This is a genomic window from Streptomyces sp. NPDC007164, assembly GCF_040634135.1.
In the GTDB taxonomy this organism is placed as follows: domain Bacteria; phylum Actinomycetota; class Actinomycetes; order Streptomycetales; family Streptomycetaceae; genus Streptomyces; species Streptomyces sanglieri.
In genome coordinates, this window is the sequence record NZ_JBEYFB010000002.1 from 55,625 (window position 1) to 71,258 (window position 15,634).

The following is a 15,634-nucleotide window of genomic DNA, read 5'->3' on the forward strand; positions in this document are numbered from 1 at the left end:
CGGGAGTACGAAAGTCACCGGAGTACGAGAAGGGGTGAGCGTCATGGCAGGCGCACCGGCCGGCGTTCCGACGATCTATCCGACGATTCTGTACGACGACGCGAGGGCCGCGATCAGCACGCTGACGGAGGGCCTCGGCTTCACCGAGGAAGCGGTGTACGAGGGCGAGGGCGGCCAGGTGCTCCACGCCGAGCTGTCCTGCGGCAACGGCAGGGTGATGCTGGGCTCCAAGGGCCGCGAGGGCGTCTTCGCCAAGGCGATGCAGGGCGCGGGCCCCGCCGGTGTCTACGTCGTGGTGGACGAGGTCGACGAGCACCACGCCCGCGCGGTGGAGTACGGGGTGGAGATCCTGATGCCGCCCACCGATCAGGATTACGGCTCGCGCGACTACATGGCGCGGGACGCCGAGGGCAACGTGTGGAGCTTCGGTACGTACGCACCTGGGTCGGCGGACTAGGGCCTCTCGTCCGGATCAGGCCGGGACCGCGCGCCCCGATCCGCCGGACGGGCCCGGCGCGGGCCCGTCCGGCGCGGGGGTGTCAGGCGCCGCCGGTGTGGACCTGGAACGCGGCCCGGCGTACCGCCTTGGCCAGCGCCGGGTCCGGGTGCGCGGCGGCCAGGGCCACCAGCACCTGCACGGTGCGCGGGTGGCCGACGGCGCGTACCTCGTCCAGCAGGGCCGGCACCGTGCCCTGGACGGCCGAGTCGAGGTGGCGGACCAGCAGCCCGGTCTCGCCGTGGTCGGCGACGGCCGCCGCCGTGTCGACCCAGAGCCAGGTGGCCTCCTCCCGGCTGAGCACGTCCTGGGCGTCCTCGGGGTCGGTCCCGTCGTACTCGGCCAGCCAGAGCAGCGCGTAGGGGCGCAGCGAGGTGTCGGCGACGACGGAGCGGACCTCGGGCTCGGCCGGGGCGCCGACGACCCGGAGCGCCTCGAAGGCGAGCCCCCGCAGCAGCGCGTCCTCGCCGCGGGCGACGGCGAGCAGTTCCGCGACGGCGCTGCCGACGGGGCGGGCGGCCAGCCAGGCGCGGTATTCGTCGCGGGCCGGGCCGGGGGTGAGCCGGGCGCAGCCGAGCAGCATGTCGGCGGCGGACTGCTCGATGTTCCCGGCCGGGCTCTGGGCCGCGACGCAGATCTGTTCCAGCTTGACCCAGACCGCCCAGTTGCCGAGCGGGGTGAGGGTGGCGTGTCCGGCGCCGAGGGTGAGTGCCCCGACGGCGGCCAGGCCCTCCAGGGCCCAGTCCAGCAGGAGCGCCACCAGGGCGGCGGGGTGCGCGGCGGGCTCGGTCTCGGCCGGTGCGGGCAGCGGCTGGGGGCCGTAGGGCACCTCGCAGCGCTCCTCGCGCAGTTCCGCGACGCGCTGGCCGAGGAGGTCCAGCAGGGCGGGCACGGTGACCGGGCCGGCCGAGAGCTGGAGCAGGGAGAGGACTTGGGGCACGGCCTCGACGGCCTCGGCGACCGCGGTGGACTCGATGTCCGCGGGCGCCGGGTGGACGAGCGACCAGGCGTCGAAGAGCGCCACCCAGCCGCGGAGCACGGCGGAGTCGTCGCGGTCCCAGGCGCGCAGCCGCCAGCCGGGGCGTGCGGTGTCGCCGTGCAGTTCGACGAGTCCGGCGAGCCGGGCCCGGTCCCAGCCGGAGCTCACCTGGGCCGGGGACAATTCCAGGGCTGTCGCGGCCCGCTGGAGTGCCTGGGCGGCGAGCGGTGGTGCGCCGGGGATCGCGCCGTCGGCCGCCCAGCGGGCGATCCGTACGGCGTCGGCGAGGGCCGTCCTGGCCTGCCGGGCCAGTTCCGACCGGGGAGGGGTGCCCTCCGGTGGGCGGGGGGCCGGCCTGGTGCGCCGGGTGGTCACGGCCTTGCGAGCGGTGGCAAGGGGTCGCGGGCGGACAAGTCGCAGCCTGGAGTCGCGCGGGTTACGGGACGTCACGGGAGCAGTCTTGCTCCTGACGGCCCGAAAGCCCAAACGGAACCCGAATTCCCGGTGGGGACCAGTGGGACGTGGCCCGGGACCAACCGGCCGATCCCTCGCATCAGGTCACATCAGGGGCGTGAGGAAGCGGCGCAGGGTCTCTTCGTAGTGGGCCGGGTCGGCGTTCCACATCGCCGCATGCGGAGCCTGCTCCACGGTGTGCAGGGCGATCAGGTCCGGGCGTCGGGCGGCGAGGTCGCGGGAGGGCTGCCAGGGGGCGAGCCGGTCGTCTGGCCCGTGGAAGATCAGGGTCGGTACGTGCAGCGCCGGGGCGAGGGAGCCGTCCAGCAGCCGGGCGCCGTGCAGCCCTGTCTGCCCCTCGGCGGCGCGGACGGCGAGCGGCAGCAGGGCGGACGGGACGCCGCGGGCGACGGCCAGGGCGCGCAGCGTGGCGGCCCAGTCCAGCACCGGGGAGTCGAGGACGAGGCCGCAGATCCGGTCGCGCAGCGCGGAGTTGACGGTCGCGAGCAGCGCCATGGAGGCGCCGGTGGACCAGCCGTGCAGGACGACCTTCTCGGCTCCGTACCGCACGGCGAAGCGGATCGCGGCGTCCAGGTCGCGCCATTCGGATTCGCCGAGATGAGCGAGGCCGTCGGGGGAACGCGGGGCTCCGGCGTCGCCGCGGTAGGCCGGATCGAGCACGGGCAGCCGCAGGGCATGCAGGAACCTCATGATGTTCATGGGGTGTTCCCTGGTGGTGCCGAGGCCGTGCACGGTGATGACCCAGGTGTCGCGGGGGCCGGGCACGAACCAGGCGGGCAGGGAGCCGAGTTCGCCGGGGATCTCGACGTCCCGGTGGGCCAGGCCGAGGGCCGAGGACGGGTCGCCGCTGTGCAGTTGCGGGGTGACGCGGACCTTGGCGCCGGTCTCCAGGCTGCCGCGGTCGACGCGTTCCAGCCGGCGGACGACAGTGTCGGGGGCGTGGTGGGCGTGCTCGATCACCGGGCCGACCACGGCGTGGACGTCCTTGCCCGTCAGCCCGTACGTGCCGGGCCGCAGTGCGGTGAAGGAGCGGGTCAGGGTGACCTGCCCGGCCGCCGTGGCGTGCACGGTGAGTCTGCGGTCGGCGGGGAGGGGGCGGCCGGACGGCGCCCTGAGGGCGGCGTCGCTGGCGTACCGGCCGGCCGCGACCGCTGCCGCACCGACGCCGAGGATCGTGGTGACGGCTGCTGCCGTAACTGTTGCCGGGCGCACCGTTTCAGTGTCGTGGCGGGTGCGGAACCCTGCCAGCGGGCGGGGGCCGTCCGGCGGACCGGGGGCGGACAGCCCTGTGCCGTCCGGCGGACCGGGGGCGGACAGCCCTGTGCCATCCGGCGGACCGGCCGGGCTGACCGCCCCGTGGCGGACCGGCCGGGTCAGCCCGGCTGCCCGTACCCCTTGAGGGCCTCCCGCACATCGTCGAGCTGCTCCGGGGAGAGGAGGCTCGGGCTGCGTCCGGGGACGGAGCTCGCGGCGAGCCAGAGCCGGCAGAGCCATTCCAGCTGGGCGGTCCGGCCGTACGCCTGGTCCAGGGTGGCTCCGTAGGTGACGGTCCCGTGGTTCTGGAGCAGGCAGCCCGTGCGGTCGCGCAGCGCGGCGAGCATGTTCACGGCCAGTTCCTCGGTGCCGTAGCGCGCGTAGGCGGCGACGCGGACGGGGCCGCCCAGCATGGCGGCGGCGTAGTGGACCGACGGGATCTCGGGGACCAGGGTGGAGACGGCGGTGGCGTGCACCGCGTGGGTGTGCACGACGGCGGCCGCGTCGGTGTTCCGGTAGACGGCGAGGTGGAGCGGGAGTTCGCTGGTCGGGGCGAGTTCGCCGAGTACGCGGTTGCCCTCCGGATCGACGCCGACGACGTCCTTCGGGCCCAGCCGGTCGTACGGCACTCCGCTCGGCGTGACCAGGATGGTCGTGCCGACCCGGGCCGACACGTTTCCCGACGTCCCGACCACGAGGCCCTCGGCCGCCGTCCGCCGGGCGGTGGCGACGACACCGTCCCAGGCGCGTTCGATCGCGTCCCGCTGCTGATCGCTCATGCGCCGATCCTGTCAGCCGCGGAGGCGGACGGGTATGGGGTCGGCCACAGCCGCGCACCGCGGGAGAGCCGGGCCACGCCTGCCCCGAGGACAAGCGGAATGCAGGGGCTCCGCTTTGGAACACCACAACGCCCTGCTCAGTTCACCTTCCGTTCATTCAGGTTGCCTACGGTCCACATGCCAATGACGTCGAACGATTGCCTGGGTAAATGGAACACATCACGCTGCTACTCGCGATTGTGATCGTGACAGCTCTAGTGTTCGATTTCACGAACGGTTTCCATGACACCGCGAACGCGATGGCGACCACCATCTCGACCGGTGCACTCAGACCGAAGACCGCGGTGGCCATGTCCGCCGTTCTCAATCTCGTCGGCGCGTTCCTGTCGGTGGAGGTCGCCAAGACGATCTCCGGCGGGATCATCAACGAGGACGGGCTGCGGACAGAAGTCATCTTCGCGGCACTCGTCGGCGCCATTCTGTGGAATCTGCTGACCTGGCTGGTCGGACTGCCGTCCAGCTCGTCCCACGCCCTGTTCGGCGGCCTGATCGGCGCGGCCGTGATGTCGGCCGGCTGGTCCTCCGTCAACGGCGGCACCGTCGTCACCAAGGTGCTGCTCCCCGCGGTCGCCGCCCCGATCGTCGCCGGTCTGGCCGCGCTGCTGGCCACCCGGCTGACGTACCGGATCGGCGGCAAGGTCCGCGACGAAGCCCAGCAGAAGGCCACCGCCAAGGGCTACCGGGCCGGCCAGATCGCCTCGGCCGGACTGGTCTCGCTCGCCCACGGCACCAACGACGCGCAGAAGACCATGGGCATCATCACCCTGGCCCTGGTCACCGGCGGCGTCCTGCACCCGGGCTCCAACCCGCCGGTCTGGGTCATCGTCGCCGCCGGCACGGCCATAGCGCTCGGCACCTACCTGGGCGGCTGGCGCATCATCCGCACCATGGGCAGCGGCCTCACCGACCTCAAGCCGCCGCAGGGCTTCGCCGCCCAGACCAGTGCCGCCACGGTCATCCTGGCCTCCTCGCACCTCGGCTTCTCCCTCTCCACCACCCAGTCCTGCTCCGGCGCCGTGATGGGCGCGGGCCTCGGCCGGCAGGGCGGTGTGGTCCGCTGGTCCACCGCCACCCGGATGTTCGTCGCCTGGGGTCTGACCCTGCCGGCCGCCGGTCTGGTCGGCGCGGGCGCGGAGCTCCTCACCAAGCAGGGCACGTGGGGTGTCGTGGTCGTCGCGGCGCTGCTGATCGCGGGCTCCGGTGCCATCTGGCTGCTGTCGCGCCGCAAGCCGGTCGGCCACGGCGACGTCGCCCCGTCGGACGGCGACGCCGAGCCCGCGGGCGTCGTCACCCAGGCAATCGCCGCCGTCAGCCCGCCGCCCACCACGGCCGCGGCCCAGACGCCGGACCTGAACCTCATGACCACCATTCCGGCCCCGGCCGGAACCACCCAGGACCCGGCGCGACCCGCCACCGTCTGAGCCGGCCGACAGGCCGGCCGTCCAAGGCCGTCTAAGGATTCCGCATGAACATCGACTGGGCAGCCCTCGGCTCCGTATTCGGCGTCTCCCTCGTTGTCACCGTCGCGCTGGTGGGCCTCTTCACCCTGGGCATCGTCGGCCTCTCCAAGCAGCCCGAACCGGCGGCGCAGGGCGGCTCCGGCGGCTCGCTGCTGCTGGCCCGCGCCGGCGCGTACGTCTGCTTCGGGCTGTGCGCGGCGGCCGTCGCGTACGGGATCTATCTGATCGTCGCCTGAGACCGGCCGGTCCGGCCGACCGTCGCCCGAGACCGGCCGGTCCGAGCGAATCCCGCGCACGCTCCCCGGTCGGGCCGGACACCTCGGGTGTCCGGCCCGATGTGGGTATCAGCACACTGCGCCGCCGCAGGTCAACGGCAGGTTGACGGGCGTTCGCGGGGCGTGGTGGACTGCCGGAGCCAATTACGGCGACAGCAGAGGAAGCCGGTGCGAATCCGGCGCGGTCCCGCCACTGTCACCGGGGAGCGGTCCCCCAACACCGGAAGTCACGGCTCGCGCGAGCGGGCTGGAAGGCCGGGGGAACCGCGGATCCGGGAGCCAGGAGACTCTCGTCGCCGGTCACGTCGAACCAGGGCGCGGACCCTGAGTGAGGACATATCGCCATGCCTGGCTGCCGTGCGTCCGCTGTTTCGGCGCTCTCGACGAGAGCCGCCCGTCCGAAGGTCCGCCGAGGCGCGACGGCCGGCTGAACCGTGCGAGCCGACCGCATCTTCGCGTACGGCGCCACGGCCGGTCTGATCGGCGATCTGCTGCTCGGTGACCCCCGCCGGGGACACCCGGTCGCCGCGTTCGGGCGGGCCGCGGCGGACGTCGAGCGCCGGCTGTGGCGCGACCACCGCGGCTGGGGCGCGCTGCACACCCTCGTCTGCGCCGGAGGCGCCGCGGGTGGTGCCGCGCTGATCACCCGCGCCGTGCGCCGCAGCCCCGCCGCCTCCGTGGCACTGACCGCCGCCGCCACCTGGTCCGTCGTCGGCGGCACGTCCCTGGGGCGTGAGGCGCGGGCCATCGGCGGCGCCCTGGCCGCCGGTGACATCGAACTGGCCCGCGAGCGGCTGCCGCATCTGTGCGGCCGCGACCCGCACTCCCTGGACGGGCCGCAGATCGCCCGCGCCGTGGTGGAGTCCGTGGCGGAGAACACCTCGGACGCCGTGGTCGGCGCGCTGGTGTGGGGCGCGCTGGCGGGGGTTCCCGGGCTGGCCGGGTTCCGGGCCGTCAACACCCTGGACGCCATGGTCGGGCACCGTTCGCCCCGGCATCTGCGCTACGGCTGGGCCTCGGCCCGCCTCGACGACCTCGCCGGCTGGCCGGGGGCCCGGCTCACGGCCCTGCTCGCCGTCGCCGCCGGGGGGCGGCCGCGGGGAGCGGTCCGCGCCTGGCGGGCCGACGCCGCCAAGCACCCGAGCCCCAACGCGGGCCCGGTGGAGGCCTCGTTCGCGGGTGCGCTCGGCGTACGGCTCGGCGGAACCCTCGCGTACGGCGGCCGGGTCGAGCACCGCCCGGTGCTCAACGGGGAGACGGGCCGGGCCGTGGAGAGTGCGGACATCGAGCGCGCGGTGCGGCTGTCGCGCCGGGTGAGCGCGCTGGCGCTGGGCGTCTGCGTGGCGGGGCGGCTCGGCGCGGCCCTCGCCGCACGGCGGCTCACCGGGCGCCGGACCACCGGGACGGACGTGGCGGGGCCTCGCACCGCAGGACGGAGAAACGCATGAGCGGCGGGCTGCTGGTCGCCGGTACCACTTCCGACGCGGGCAAGAGCGTCGTCACGGCAGGCATCTGCCGCTGGCTCGTGCGCCGAGGGGTGAAGGTGGCGCCCTTCAAGGCGCAGAACATGTCGCTCAACTCGTTCGTCACCCGCGAGGGCGCCGAGATCGGGCGCGCCCAGGCCATGCAGGCCCAGGCCGCCCGCGTGGAGCCGACGGCACTGATGAACCCGGTCCTGCTCAAGCCGGGCAGCGACCGCTCCAGCCAGGTCGTCCTGATGGGCAGGCCGGTCGGCGAGATGAGCGCGCGCGGCTACCACGGGGGCAGGCAGGAGGCACTGCTCTCCACGGTCGTGGACTGCCTGGAGCAGCTCCGGTCCACGTACGACGCGGTGATCTGCGAGGGCGCGGGCAGCCCGGCCGAGATCAACCTGCGGCGCACGGACATCGTGAACATGGGCATCGCCCGGGCGGCACGCTTCCCGGTGGTGGTCGTCGGCGACATCGACCGCGGTGGTGTCTTCGCCTCGTTCTTCGGGACGACGGCGCTGCTCGCCGCGGAGGACCAGTCGCTGATCGCCGGGTATCTCGTCAACAAGTTCCGGGGCGACGTGTCGCTGCTGGAACCGGGGCTCGACATGCTGCGGGACCTCACCGGCCGGCCGACGTACGGAGTGCTGCCCTTCGCCCACGGCCTCGGCATCGACGAGGAGGACGGGCTGCGGGTCTCGCTGCGCGGGGCGGTGCGCGAGTCGGTCGTCGCGCCGCCGCACGGCGAGGACGTGCTGCGGGTCGCGGTGTGCGCGGTGCCGCTGATGTCGAACTTCACCGATGTGGACGCGCTGGCCGCCGAGCCCGGTGTCGTCGTCAGGTTCGTGGACCGCGCCGAGGAACTGTCCGACGCCGACCTGGTCGTGGTGCCGGGCACCCGGGGCACCGTGAAGGCGCTGGCCTGGCTGCGCGAGCGCGGCCTCGCCGACGCGCTGGTGCGGCGGGCGGCCGAGGGCCGGCCGGTCCTCGGCATCTGCGGCGGCTTCCAGCTCCTCGGCGAGCACATCGAGGACGAGGTCGAGTCCCGGGCCGGTCATGTCGACGGCCTGGGGCTGCTGCCCGTACGCATCCGCTTCGACCGGGAGAAGACCCTGGCCCGGCCCGTCGGCCGGGCGCTCGGCGCGCCGGTCGAGGGGTACGAGATCCACCACGGCGTGGCGGAGGTGCTCGGTGGAGAACCGTTCCTCGACGGCTGCCGGGCGGGCGCCGTGTGGGGCACCCACTGGCACGGCTCGCTGGAGAGCGACGAATTCCGCCGCCGCTTCCTGACCGAGGTCGCGCGGGGCGCCGGCCGGCGTTTCGTCCCCGCTCCGGACACCTGTTTCGCGGCGCTGCGCGAGGAACAGCTCGACCGCCTCGGCGATCTCGTCGAGGAACACGCGGACACCGACGCGTTGCTGCGGCTCATCGAGTCGGGCGCGCCGCCGGGGCTCCCCTTCATCGCCCCCGGAGCACCCGGAGCACCCGGAGGACACCGGTGAACGGCGCGGGCCGAGGCCGCCTTTTTCATGACCATTCATTCGCAGGAGGGATCGCCCCGTGAGCACACATTTCCCGTTCACCGCCGTCGTCGGGCAGCAGGACCTGCAACTCGCCCTGCTTCTCAACTCCGTGGCGCCGAACATCGGTGGTGTCCTCGTACGGGGTGAGAAGGGCACCGCGAAGAGCACCGCCGTGCGCGCGCTCTCGGCGCTGCTGCCGGAGGTGGACGTCGTCTCCGGATGCCGTTTCTCCTGCGCCCCCGAATCGCCCGACCCGGCGTGTCCGGACGGCCCCCACGAGCCGGGCACCGGCGTGTCGCGGGACGCCCGCATGGTGGAGCTGCCGGTCGGCGCGTCGGAGGACCGGCTGGTCGGGGCGCTCGACATCGAGCGGGCGCTCGCGGAGGGTGTGAAGGCCTTCGAGCCGGGCCTGCTGGCCGACGCGCACCGCGGGATCCTCTACGTCGACGAGGTCAACCTGCTCCACGACCACCTCGTGGACCTGCTGCTGGACGCGGCCGCCATGGGTGCCTCGTACGTGGAGCGCGAGGGCGTCTCCGTACGGCATGCCGCCCGCTTCCTGCTCGTCGGGACGATGAACCCCGAGGAGGGCGAGCTGCGGCCGCAGTTGCTCGACCGGTTCGGGCTGACCGTCGAGGTCGCCGCGTCCCGGGAGACCGATCAGCGGGTCGAGGTGGTGCGGCGGCGGCTCGCGTACGACGACGACCCGGCGGCCTTCGCGGCCAAGTGGGCCGACGAGGAGGACGCGTTGCGGGCGAGGATCGTCGCCGCGCGGGCCCTGCTGCCCGAAGTTCGGCTCGGGGACTCGGCGTTGCGGCAGATCGCGGCCACCTGCGCGGCCTTCGAGGTCGACGGGATGCGCGCGGACATCGTGATGGCGCGGACGGCCACCGCGCTGGCCGCCTGGGCGGGCCGTACGGATGTGCTCGCCGAGGACGTGCGGCAGGCGGCCCTGCTCGCGCTCCCCCACCGGCGCCGGCGCAATCCGTTCGACGCGCCGGGGCTCGACGAGGACAAGCTCGACGACACGCTGGAGCAGAACGGCGGCGGGGACGACGACCCGGACCCGGACGGCCCCGGTGGCGGCGGCCGCCCCCCGCAGGGCGACGGCCCCGACACGCCGCCGGCGCCCGGGGGCGAGGCCGGCGACGCGCCCGCGCCGTCCGTGCCCGAACAGGGCCGGGAACAAGGGCAGGAACAGGGCCAGGGGCAGCCGTCCGGGGGCGGTGAGCGGCAGCCGGTGGGCGCCACCGAGCCGTTCCGCACCAAGATGCTGAGCGTCCCCGGGCTGGGCGAGGGCGCGGCCGGGCGGCGCTCCCGGGCCCGTACCGAGCACGGGCGTACGACCGGCGCGCGGCGTCCGCAGGGCGCCCTGACCAAGCTGCATCTGGCGGCCACCGTGCACGCCGCCGCCCCGCACCAGCGGTCGCGGGGCCGGTCCGGGCGCGGTCTGGTGGTCCGGCGGGACGATCTGCGGCAGGCGACGCGGGAGGGGCGCGAGGGGAATCTGGTGCTCTTCGTGGTGGACGCCTCCGGGTCGATGGCCGCCCGGCAGCGGATGGCCGCGGTCAAGGGCGCGGTCCTCTCGCTGCTGCTGGACGCGTACCAGCGGCGGGACAAGGTCGGGCTGATCACTTTCCGGGGCAGGGACGCCGAGGTGGCGCTGCCGCCGACGTCGTCGGTGGACGCCGCCGCGGCGCGCCTCGAACTGCTGCCGACCGGTGGGCGTACCCCGCTCGCGGCCGGGCTGCTCAAGGCACATGAGGTGCTGCGGGTGGAGCGGTTGCGTGATCCGTCGCGGCGGCCGCTGCTGGTCGTGGTGACCGACGGGCGGGCGACCGGCGGCCCCGATCCGGTGGCGCTGGCCTCCCGGGCGGCGCGGCTGCACGAGGCGCAGGGCATCGCGTCGGTCGTCGTGGACTGCGAGTCGGGGCCGGTACGGCTCGGCCTCGCGGGAAGCCTCGCCCGCGATCTCGGGGGCGGTGCCGTCACGCTGGAGGAGCTGCGGGCCGACTCGATCGCCGGGCTCGTCAAGGACGTTCAGGAAACCAACAGGAGGGCCGCGTAATGCCGCAGGGACAGCCGACCACCGTGCCCGACGACGGGCTCACGACCCGTCAGCGCCGCAACCGTCCGCTGCTGATGGTGCACACCGGCATCGGCAAGGGGAAATCGACGGCGGCCTTCGGGCTCGCGCTGCGCGCCTGGAATCAGGGGTGGCCGATCGGCGTCTTCCAATTCGTCAAGTCGGCGAAGTGGAAGGTCGGCGAGGAGAACGCGCTGAAGGTCCTCGGGGCGAGCGGCGAGGGCGGCTCCGTCGTCTGGAACAAGATGGGCGAGGGCTGGTCGTGGGTGCAGCGCGACGGCCAGATGGACAACGAGGAGGCGGCGCGCGAGGGCTGGGAGCAGGTCAAGCGCGATCTGGCGGCCGAGACGTACCGGCTGTACGTCCTCGACGAGTTCGCGTACCCGATGCACTGGGGGTGGGTCGACACCGACGAGGTGATCGAGGTGCTGCGCGAGCGCCCCGGTGCGCAGCATGTGGTCATCACCGGGCGCAACGCGCCGCAGAAGCTGCTGGACGCCGCCGATCTGGTGACCGAGATGTCGAAGGTCAAGCACCCGATGGACGCCGGTCAGAAGGGCCAGCGGGGCATCGAATGGTGAGGGACTGGCAGTTGGTGAGGGACGGGCAGTGAACACTCCTCGTCTGGTGATCGCCGCGCCCTCGTCGGGCAGCGGCAAGACCACCGTCGCCACGGGGCTGATGGCGGCCTTCGCGGGTCGGGGCCTCGCCGTGTCCCCGCACAAGGTCGGGCCCGACTACATCGACCCCGGCTACCACACGCTGGCCACCGGCCGGCCGGGGCGCAACCTCGACGCGTACATGTGCGGCCCCGACCGGGTCGCCCCGCTGTTCGCGCACGGGGCGGCCGGCTGCGACCTGGCGGTGGTCGAGGGCGTGATGGGGCTGTACGACGGTGCGTCGGGGCAGGGGGAGCTGGCGTCGACCGCGCAGGTGGCGAAGTTGCTGCGGGCGCCCGTGGTGCTGGTCGTGGACGCGTCGTCGCAGTCGCGTTCCGTGGCCGCGCTGGTGCACGGTTTCGCCTCGTGGGATCCGCAGGTGCGGCTCGGCGGGGTGATTCTGAACAAGGTCGGCTCCCAGCGGCACGAGGCGCTGCTGCGGGACGCGCTGGAGGAGTCCGGTCTGCCGGTGCTGGGGGTGCTGCACCGGGCCGACCAGGTGGCCGTGCCGTCGCGCCATCTGGGTCTGGTGCCGGTCGCCGAGCGGCGGGGCGACGCGGTGGGCGCGGTCGCGGCGATGCGGGAGCAGGTGGTGGCGGGGTGTGATCTGGAGGCGCTGATGGCGCTGGCCCGTTCCGCGCCGCCGCTGCCGGGCGAGGTGTGGGACGCGGCGGAGGCGATCGGCGGCTGCGGCGGGCCCGTGCCGCTGTCCGCCCCCGCCGGGGCCCCGGTCGTCGCGGTGGCCTCCGGTGCGGCGTTCACCTTCTCGTACGCCGAGCACACCGAGCTGCTCACCGCGGCCGGGGCCGAGGTCGTGCCGTTCGATCCGTTGCGGGACGAGGCGCTGCCCGAGGGCACCCGGGGGCTGGTCGTCGGCGGGGGGTTCCCGGAGGTGTACGCGGGTGAGCTGTCCGCCAACACGGCGCTGCGCAAGGCCGTCGCCGGGCTGGCGGAGTCCGGGGCCCCGGTGTCCGCCGAGTGTGCCGGGCTGCTGTATCTGGCGCGTTCGCTCGACGGGCTGCCGATGTGCGGGGTCCTCGACGCCGAGGCCCGGATGTCGAAGCGGCTGACGCTCGGCTACCGGGAGGCCGTGGCGGTCTCCGACAGTGTGCTGGCGGCCCCCGGCACCCGGGTGCGCGGCCACGAGTTCCACCGCACCGTGCTGGAGCCGGGCGCCGGCGCCGATCCGGCGTGGGGCATGCACCAGCCGGAGCGGCGGGTCGAGGGGTACGTACAGCGGGGCGTGCACGCGAGCTATCTGCATACACACTGGGCGTCGTCGCCCGGCATGGCCCGCCGGTTCGTCGAGCGGTGCGAGGGATGAGCCGGAGCGGGGACCGGTGCCGGAAGCGGTGAGGCGCCCGGCGGCGGTGCGTTGCTCAGTCCGCGATGCCCACCACGAGCCAGATGAAGCCCACCCCGGCCACGGTGCACAGCAGCGTGGAGCGGGCCGGGTGTTCGTGGTGCGCCTCGGGGAGGATCTCGGCGGCGGCCAGGTAGAGCAGCGCGCCGCCGAAGAAGCCGAGATAGCAGCCGAGGAGTTCCGCCGGAAGGGTGAACAGGAGCGTCGTCGCGGCGCCCACGATCGGCGCCAGCGCGTCCGCGAACAGCATGATCAGGGCCTTGCGGCGGGCGTTCCCGTACAGGCTGGTGATCGTGTACGTGTTGAAGCCGTCGGCGAAGTCGTGCGTGATGACGGCGAGCGCGACGGCGGCTCCCATGCCCGCGCCCACCTGGAAGGCCGCGCCGAGGGCGACGCCGTCCATCAGGCTGTGGCCGACCATCGCCGCCGCCGCGGTGAGCCCGACCTGCGGCACCCGTTCCTCGCCCGCGCCGTGTGCCGCCTGGCGTACCGCGAGCAGCCGCTCCACCAGGTGAGCGACGAGGAAGCCGCCGACGAACAGCAGCAGGGCGGCCGGGACGCCGAAGACGGCTTCGCCCGCGGCGTCGATCGCCTCCGGCAGCAGGTCCAGGCCGACCACACCGAGCATCAGCCCGCCGGCGAAGCCGAGCACCAGGTGGCGGCGGTCGGTGACGCGCTGGGCGACCCAGCCGCCTGCCAGGGTCATCAGGAACGCGCCGAGCGCGACGAACACCGCCATGCGCTCTTGCTAGCCGATCGACCCCGGTGCGCGCATCTCAGCGCGCCCCCCGTTCCCGCACTCCTCGTTCCCGCAGTCCTCATTCCCGCACTCCTCGTGAAAGGCCGCTCCATGTCCGAAGCCGACGCGCCCGCCGCGTCGCTCGCCGTCGGGGTCGGCGCGTCCAGGGGCGCACCGGTCGAGGAGATCCTCGGGCTGGTCCGGGACACCCTGCGCGAGGCCGGGCTCTCGCCGATGGGCATCGCGGAGCTGGTGACCGTGGACGCCAAGGCGGACGAGCCGGGCATCGTCGCGGCCGCCGAGGCGCTCGGCGTACCGCTGCGGACGTACCCGGCCGGGGAGTTGGCCCGGATCGAGGTGCCCAATCCGTCCGGCGCGCCGCTCGCCGCGCTCGGAGCGCCGTCGGTCGCGGAGGCCGCCGCGCTCGCGGCGGGCGGTGAGTTGCTGGTGCCCAAGCGGAAGTCGGCCCCGTCGGGGCGGGCACCGATGGTGACCTGCGCGGTGGCGCGCCGCGGTCCGCCCTGACGGCCGGCCGTGACGTCCGCGACAGCGGACGCACCTCCCCGTCCCGACCGTTGCGTGAAGCCCGGTGCCGGGCGCATAGTCGTTCTGCCGTACTCAGAGGATCGACCGGGACGGCCGCGGCAGCCGGCCTCCCGTACCCACGACGACGGCCATCATCACCATCCCCCCACGGCGGTCATGCACACTCCCACTGAAAGTCCCGACGCGACAGGCGCGGGCGCGCACGATCTGCGGCACCACGGTGACGCGGAAGTACGGGGACGGGACCGGGATCTGACCGATCTCGCCGTCAACGTACGGGCCGGTACTCCCCCGGCCTGGCTGAGGGAGCGGATAGCCGGGTCGCTGGGCTCGCTCGCCGCCTACCCGGACGGCCGGTCCGCCCGGGCAGCGGTCGCGGACCGGCACGGGCTGCCGGTGGAGCGGGTGCTGCTGACGGCGGGTGCGGCGGAGGCGTTCGTGCTGATCGCGCGGGCGCTGCCGGTCCGCCGCCCGGTCGTGGTCCATCCGCAGTTCACCGAGCCGGAGGCGGCGCTGCGCGCGGCCGGGCATGAGGTGGGGCGGGTGCTGCTGCGGGCCGAGGACGGATTCCGGCTGGACCCGTCGGCGGTGCCCGAGGAAGCGGATCTGGTGGTGGTCGGCAATCCGACCAACCCCACGTCGGTGCTGCATCCCGCGGCGCTGGTGGAGCGACTGGCCCGTCCCGGCCGGACGCTGGTGGTCGACGAGGCGTTCATGGACGCGGTGCCGGGCGAGCGCGAGACCCTGTGCGGGCGTACGGACGTCCCGGGGCTCGTCGTGCTGCGGAGCCTCACCAAGACCTGGGGGCTCGCGGGGCTGCGGATCGGCTATGTGCTGGCCGACCCGGTGACCGTCCACGCGCTGGAGGAGACCCAGCCGCTGTGGCCGGTGTCGGCCCCGGCGCTGACCGCGGCCGAGGCGTGCATGGAGCCGCGGGCGCTGGCCGAGGCGGCCGCCGCCGCGGAGCGGATCGCGGTGGACCGGGCCCATCTGGTGGCGGGGCTGCGGGAGTTCACCGAGGTGCGGGTGGCGGAGCCGGCCGAGGCGCCGTTCGTCCTGGTGCGGCTGGAGCGGGCCGCGGAGGTGCGGGAGCGGTTGCGGACGCTGGGGTTCGCGGCGCGGCGAGGAAATACGTTTCCCGGGCTGGGTCCGGAGTGGCTGCGGCTGGCCGTGCGCGACCGCGCCACGACCAACCGCTTCCTCCAGGCGTTCGACCAGGCACTGCAGACGCTGGGCGCGGCCGTGCGGTGACGGCCCGCCGCCGGGCGTGGGCACTGCGGTGACAGCCCGCCGCTGGACGGGGCCGTTCGCTGACGGTCCGCCGCTACTGGGCGGGGCCGTTCGTCGGCGGCCTGTCCCCCGCTGTGCGAGCCCGCGCGGTGACGGCCTGCCGCTGGGCACGCTCCGTCGCGCGCAGCCGCGGGGAGCGGCGCCCCGTCACACGTACGCCGCTCCCCGCTCCCTGCTCCCCT

At 74.3% G+C, this 15,634-nt stretch carries 12 protein-coding genes, 1 pseudogene and 1 riboswitch; of the genes and pseudogenes, 9 read left to right on the forward strand and 4 right to left on the reverse strand.

The window, feature by feature from the left end; translation table 11 throughout:
* Positions 1–43: 43 nt before the first annotated feature.
* On the forward strand, positions 44–457 hold the full coding sequence (locus ABZ622_RS04760; RefSeq protein ID WP_360540394.1) for a VOC family protein: 414 nt from the start codon (positions 44–46) through the stop codon (positions 455–457).
* Positions 458–539: 82 nt separating this feature from the next.
* On the opposite strand, the gene ABZ622_RS04765 is transcribed toward ABZ622_RS04760, so the two are convergent.
* The 3 genes from ABZ622_RS04765 to ABZ622_RS04775 form a co-directional block, all read right to left on the reverse strand.
* Positions 540–1,850, reverse strand: a complete 1,311-nt coding sequence (locus ABZ622_RS04765; RefSeq protein WP_360541006.1) for a hypothetical protein — start codon at positions 1,848–1,850, stop codon at positions 540–542.
* A gap of 183 nt (positions 1,851–2,033) precedes the next feature.
* Positions 2,034–3,161, reverse strand: coding sequence for a hypothetical protein (locus tag ABZ622_RS04770; RefSeq protein WP_360540396.1), 1,128 nt, complete (start codon positions 3,159–3,161; stop codon positions 2,034–2,036).
* 161 nt (positions 3,162–3,322) lie between these two features.
* Positions 3,323–3,982, reverse strand: a complete 660-nt coding sequence (locus ABZ622_RS04775; protein ID WP_360540398.1) for a class II aldolase/adducin family protein — start codon at positions 3,980–3,982, stop codon at positions 3,323–3,325.
* Positions 3,983–4,191: 209 nt separating this feature from the next.
* Here ABZ622_RS04775 and ABZ622_RS04780 point away from each other — a divergent pair, with 209 nt between their 5' ends.
* The 7 genes from ABZ622_RS04780 (at position 4,192) to ABZ622_RS04810 (ending at position 12,838) form a co-directional block, all read left to right on the forward strand.
* Positions 4,192–5,463, forward strand: a complete 1,272-nt coding sequence (locus ABZ622_RS04780; protein ID WP_360540400.1) for an inorganic phosphate transporter — start codon at positions 4,192–4,194, stop codon at positions 5,461–5,463.
* Positions 5,464–5,507: 44 nt separating this feature from the next.
* Positions 5,508–5,738, forward strand: coding sequence for a hypothetical protein (locus ABZ622_RS04785; protein WP_124718378.1), 231 nt, complete (start codon positions 5,508–5,510; stop codon positions 5,736–5,738).
* Positions 5,739–5,934: 196 nt separating this feature from the next.
* Positions 5,935–6,067, forward strand: a riboswitch (cobalamin riboswitch).
* Between the two features lie 144 nt (positions 6,068–6,211).
* Positions 6,212–7,225, forward strand: coding sequence for a cobalamin biosynthesis protein (locus ABZ622_RS04790; protein ID WP_360540402.1), 1,014 nt, complete (start codon positions 6,212–6,214; stop codon positions 7,223–7,225).
* Positions 7,222–8,748, forward strand: a complete 1,527-nt coding sequence (locus tag ABZ622_RS04795) for a cobyric acid synthase (RefSeq protein ID WP_360540404.1) — start codon at positions 7,222–7,224, stop codon at positions 8,746–8,748. Before ABZ622_RS04790 ends, ABZ622_RS04795 begins: the two co-directional genes overlap by 4 nt.
* A 58-nt stretch (positions 8,749–8,806) precedes the next feature.
* Positions 8,807–10,837, forward strand: coding sequence for a putative cobaltochelatase (locus ABZ622_RS04800; protein ID WP_360540406.1), 2,031 nt, complete (start codon positions 8,807–8,809; stop codon positions 10,835–10,837).
* Complete coding sequence (gene cobO, locus ABZ622_RS04805) at positions 10,837–11,436, forward strand: cob(I)yrinic acid a,c-diamide adenosyltransferase (protein WP_360540408.1); 600 nt, start codon at positions 10,837–10,839, stop codon at positions 11,434–11,436. Before ABZ622_RS04800 ends, cobO begins: the two co-directional genes overlap by 1 nt.
* Before the next feature lie 28 nt (positions 11,437–11,464).
* Positions 11,465–12,838 (forward strand): cobyrinate a,c-diamide synthase, encoded by a 1,374-nt coding sequence (locus tag ABZ622_RS04810; protein WP_360540410.1) that lies wholly within the window; start codon positions 11,465–11,467, stop codon positions 12,836–12,838.
* Between the two features lie 55 nt (positions 12,839–12,893).
* On the opposite strand, the gene ABZ622_RS04815 is transcribed toward ABZ622_RS04810, so the two are convergent.
* A complete protein-coding gene (locus ABZ622_RS04815; protein WP_360540412.1) occupies positions 12,894–13,616 on the reverse strand; it encodes a ZIP family metal transporter in 723 nt (240 codons plus the stop codon).
* A 111-nt stretch (positions 13,617–13,727) separates the two neighbouring features.
* On the opposite strand from ABZ622_RS04815, the pseudogene cobC reads away from it, so the two are divergent.
* Positions 13,728–15,413, forward strand: a pseudogene (cobC, locus tag ABZ622_RS04820) (Rv2231c family pyridoxal phosphate-dependent protein CobC).
* Positions 15,414–15,634: the final 221 nt, after the last annotated feature.

Coding starts and splice junctions, on each gene's coding strand:
- ABZ622_RS04780 (WP_360540400.1), top strand. CDS start 4,192: ATGGAACACATCACGCTGCTACTCGCGATTGTGATCGTGACAGCTCTA.
- ABZ622_RS04795 (WP_360540404.1), top strand. CDS start 7,222: ATGAGCGGCGGGCTGCTGGTCGCCGGTACCACTTCCGACGCGGGCAAG.
- ABZ622_RS04775 (WP_360540398.1), bottom strand. CDS start 3,982: ATGAGCGATCAGCAGCGGGACGCGATCGAACGCGCCTGGGACGGTGTC.
- ABZ622_RS04815 (WP_360540412.1), bottom strand. CDS start 13,616: ATGGCGGTGTTCGTCGCGCTCGGCGCGTTCCTGATGACCCTGGCAGGC.
- ABZ622_RS04785 (WP_124718378.1), top strand. CDS start 5,508: ATGAACATCGACTGGGCAGCCCTCGGCTCCGTATTCGGCGTCTCCCTC.
- ABZ622_RS04760 (WP_360540394.1), top strand. CDS start 44: ATGGCAGGCGCACCGGCCGGCGTTCCGACGATCTATCCGACGATTCTG.
- cobO (WP_360540408.1), top strand. CDS start 10,837: ATGCCGCAGGGACAGCCGACCACCGTGCCCGACGACGGGCTCACGACC.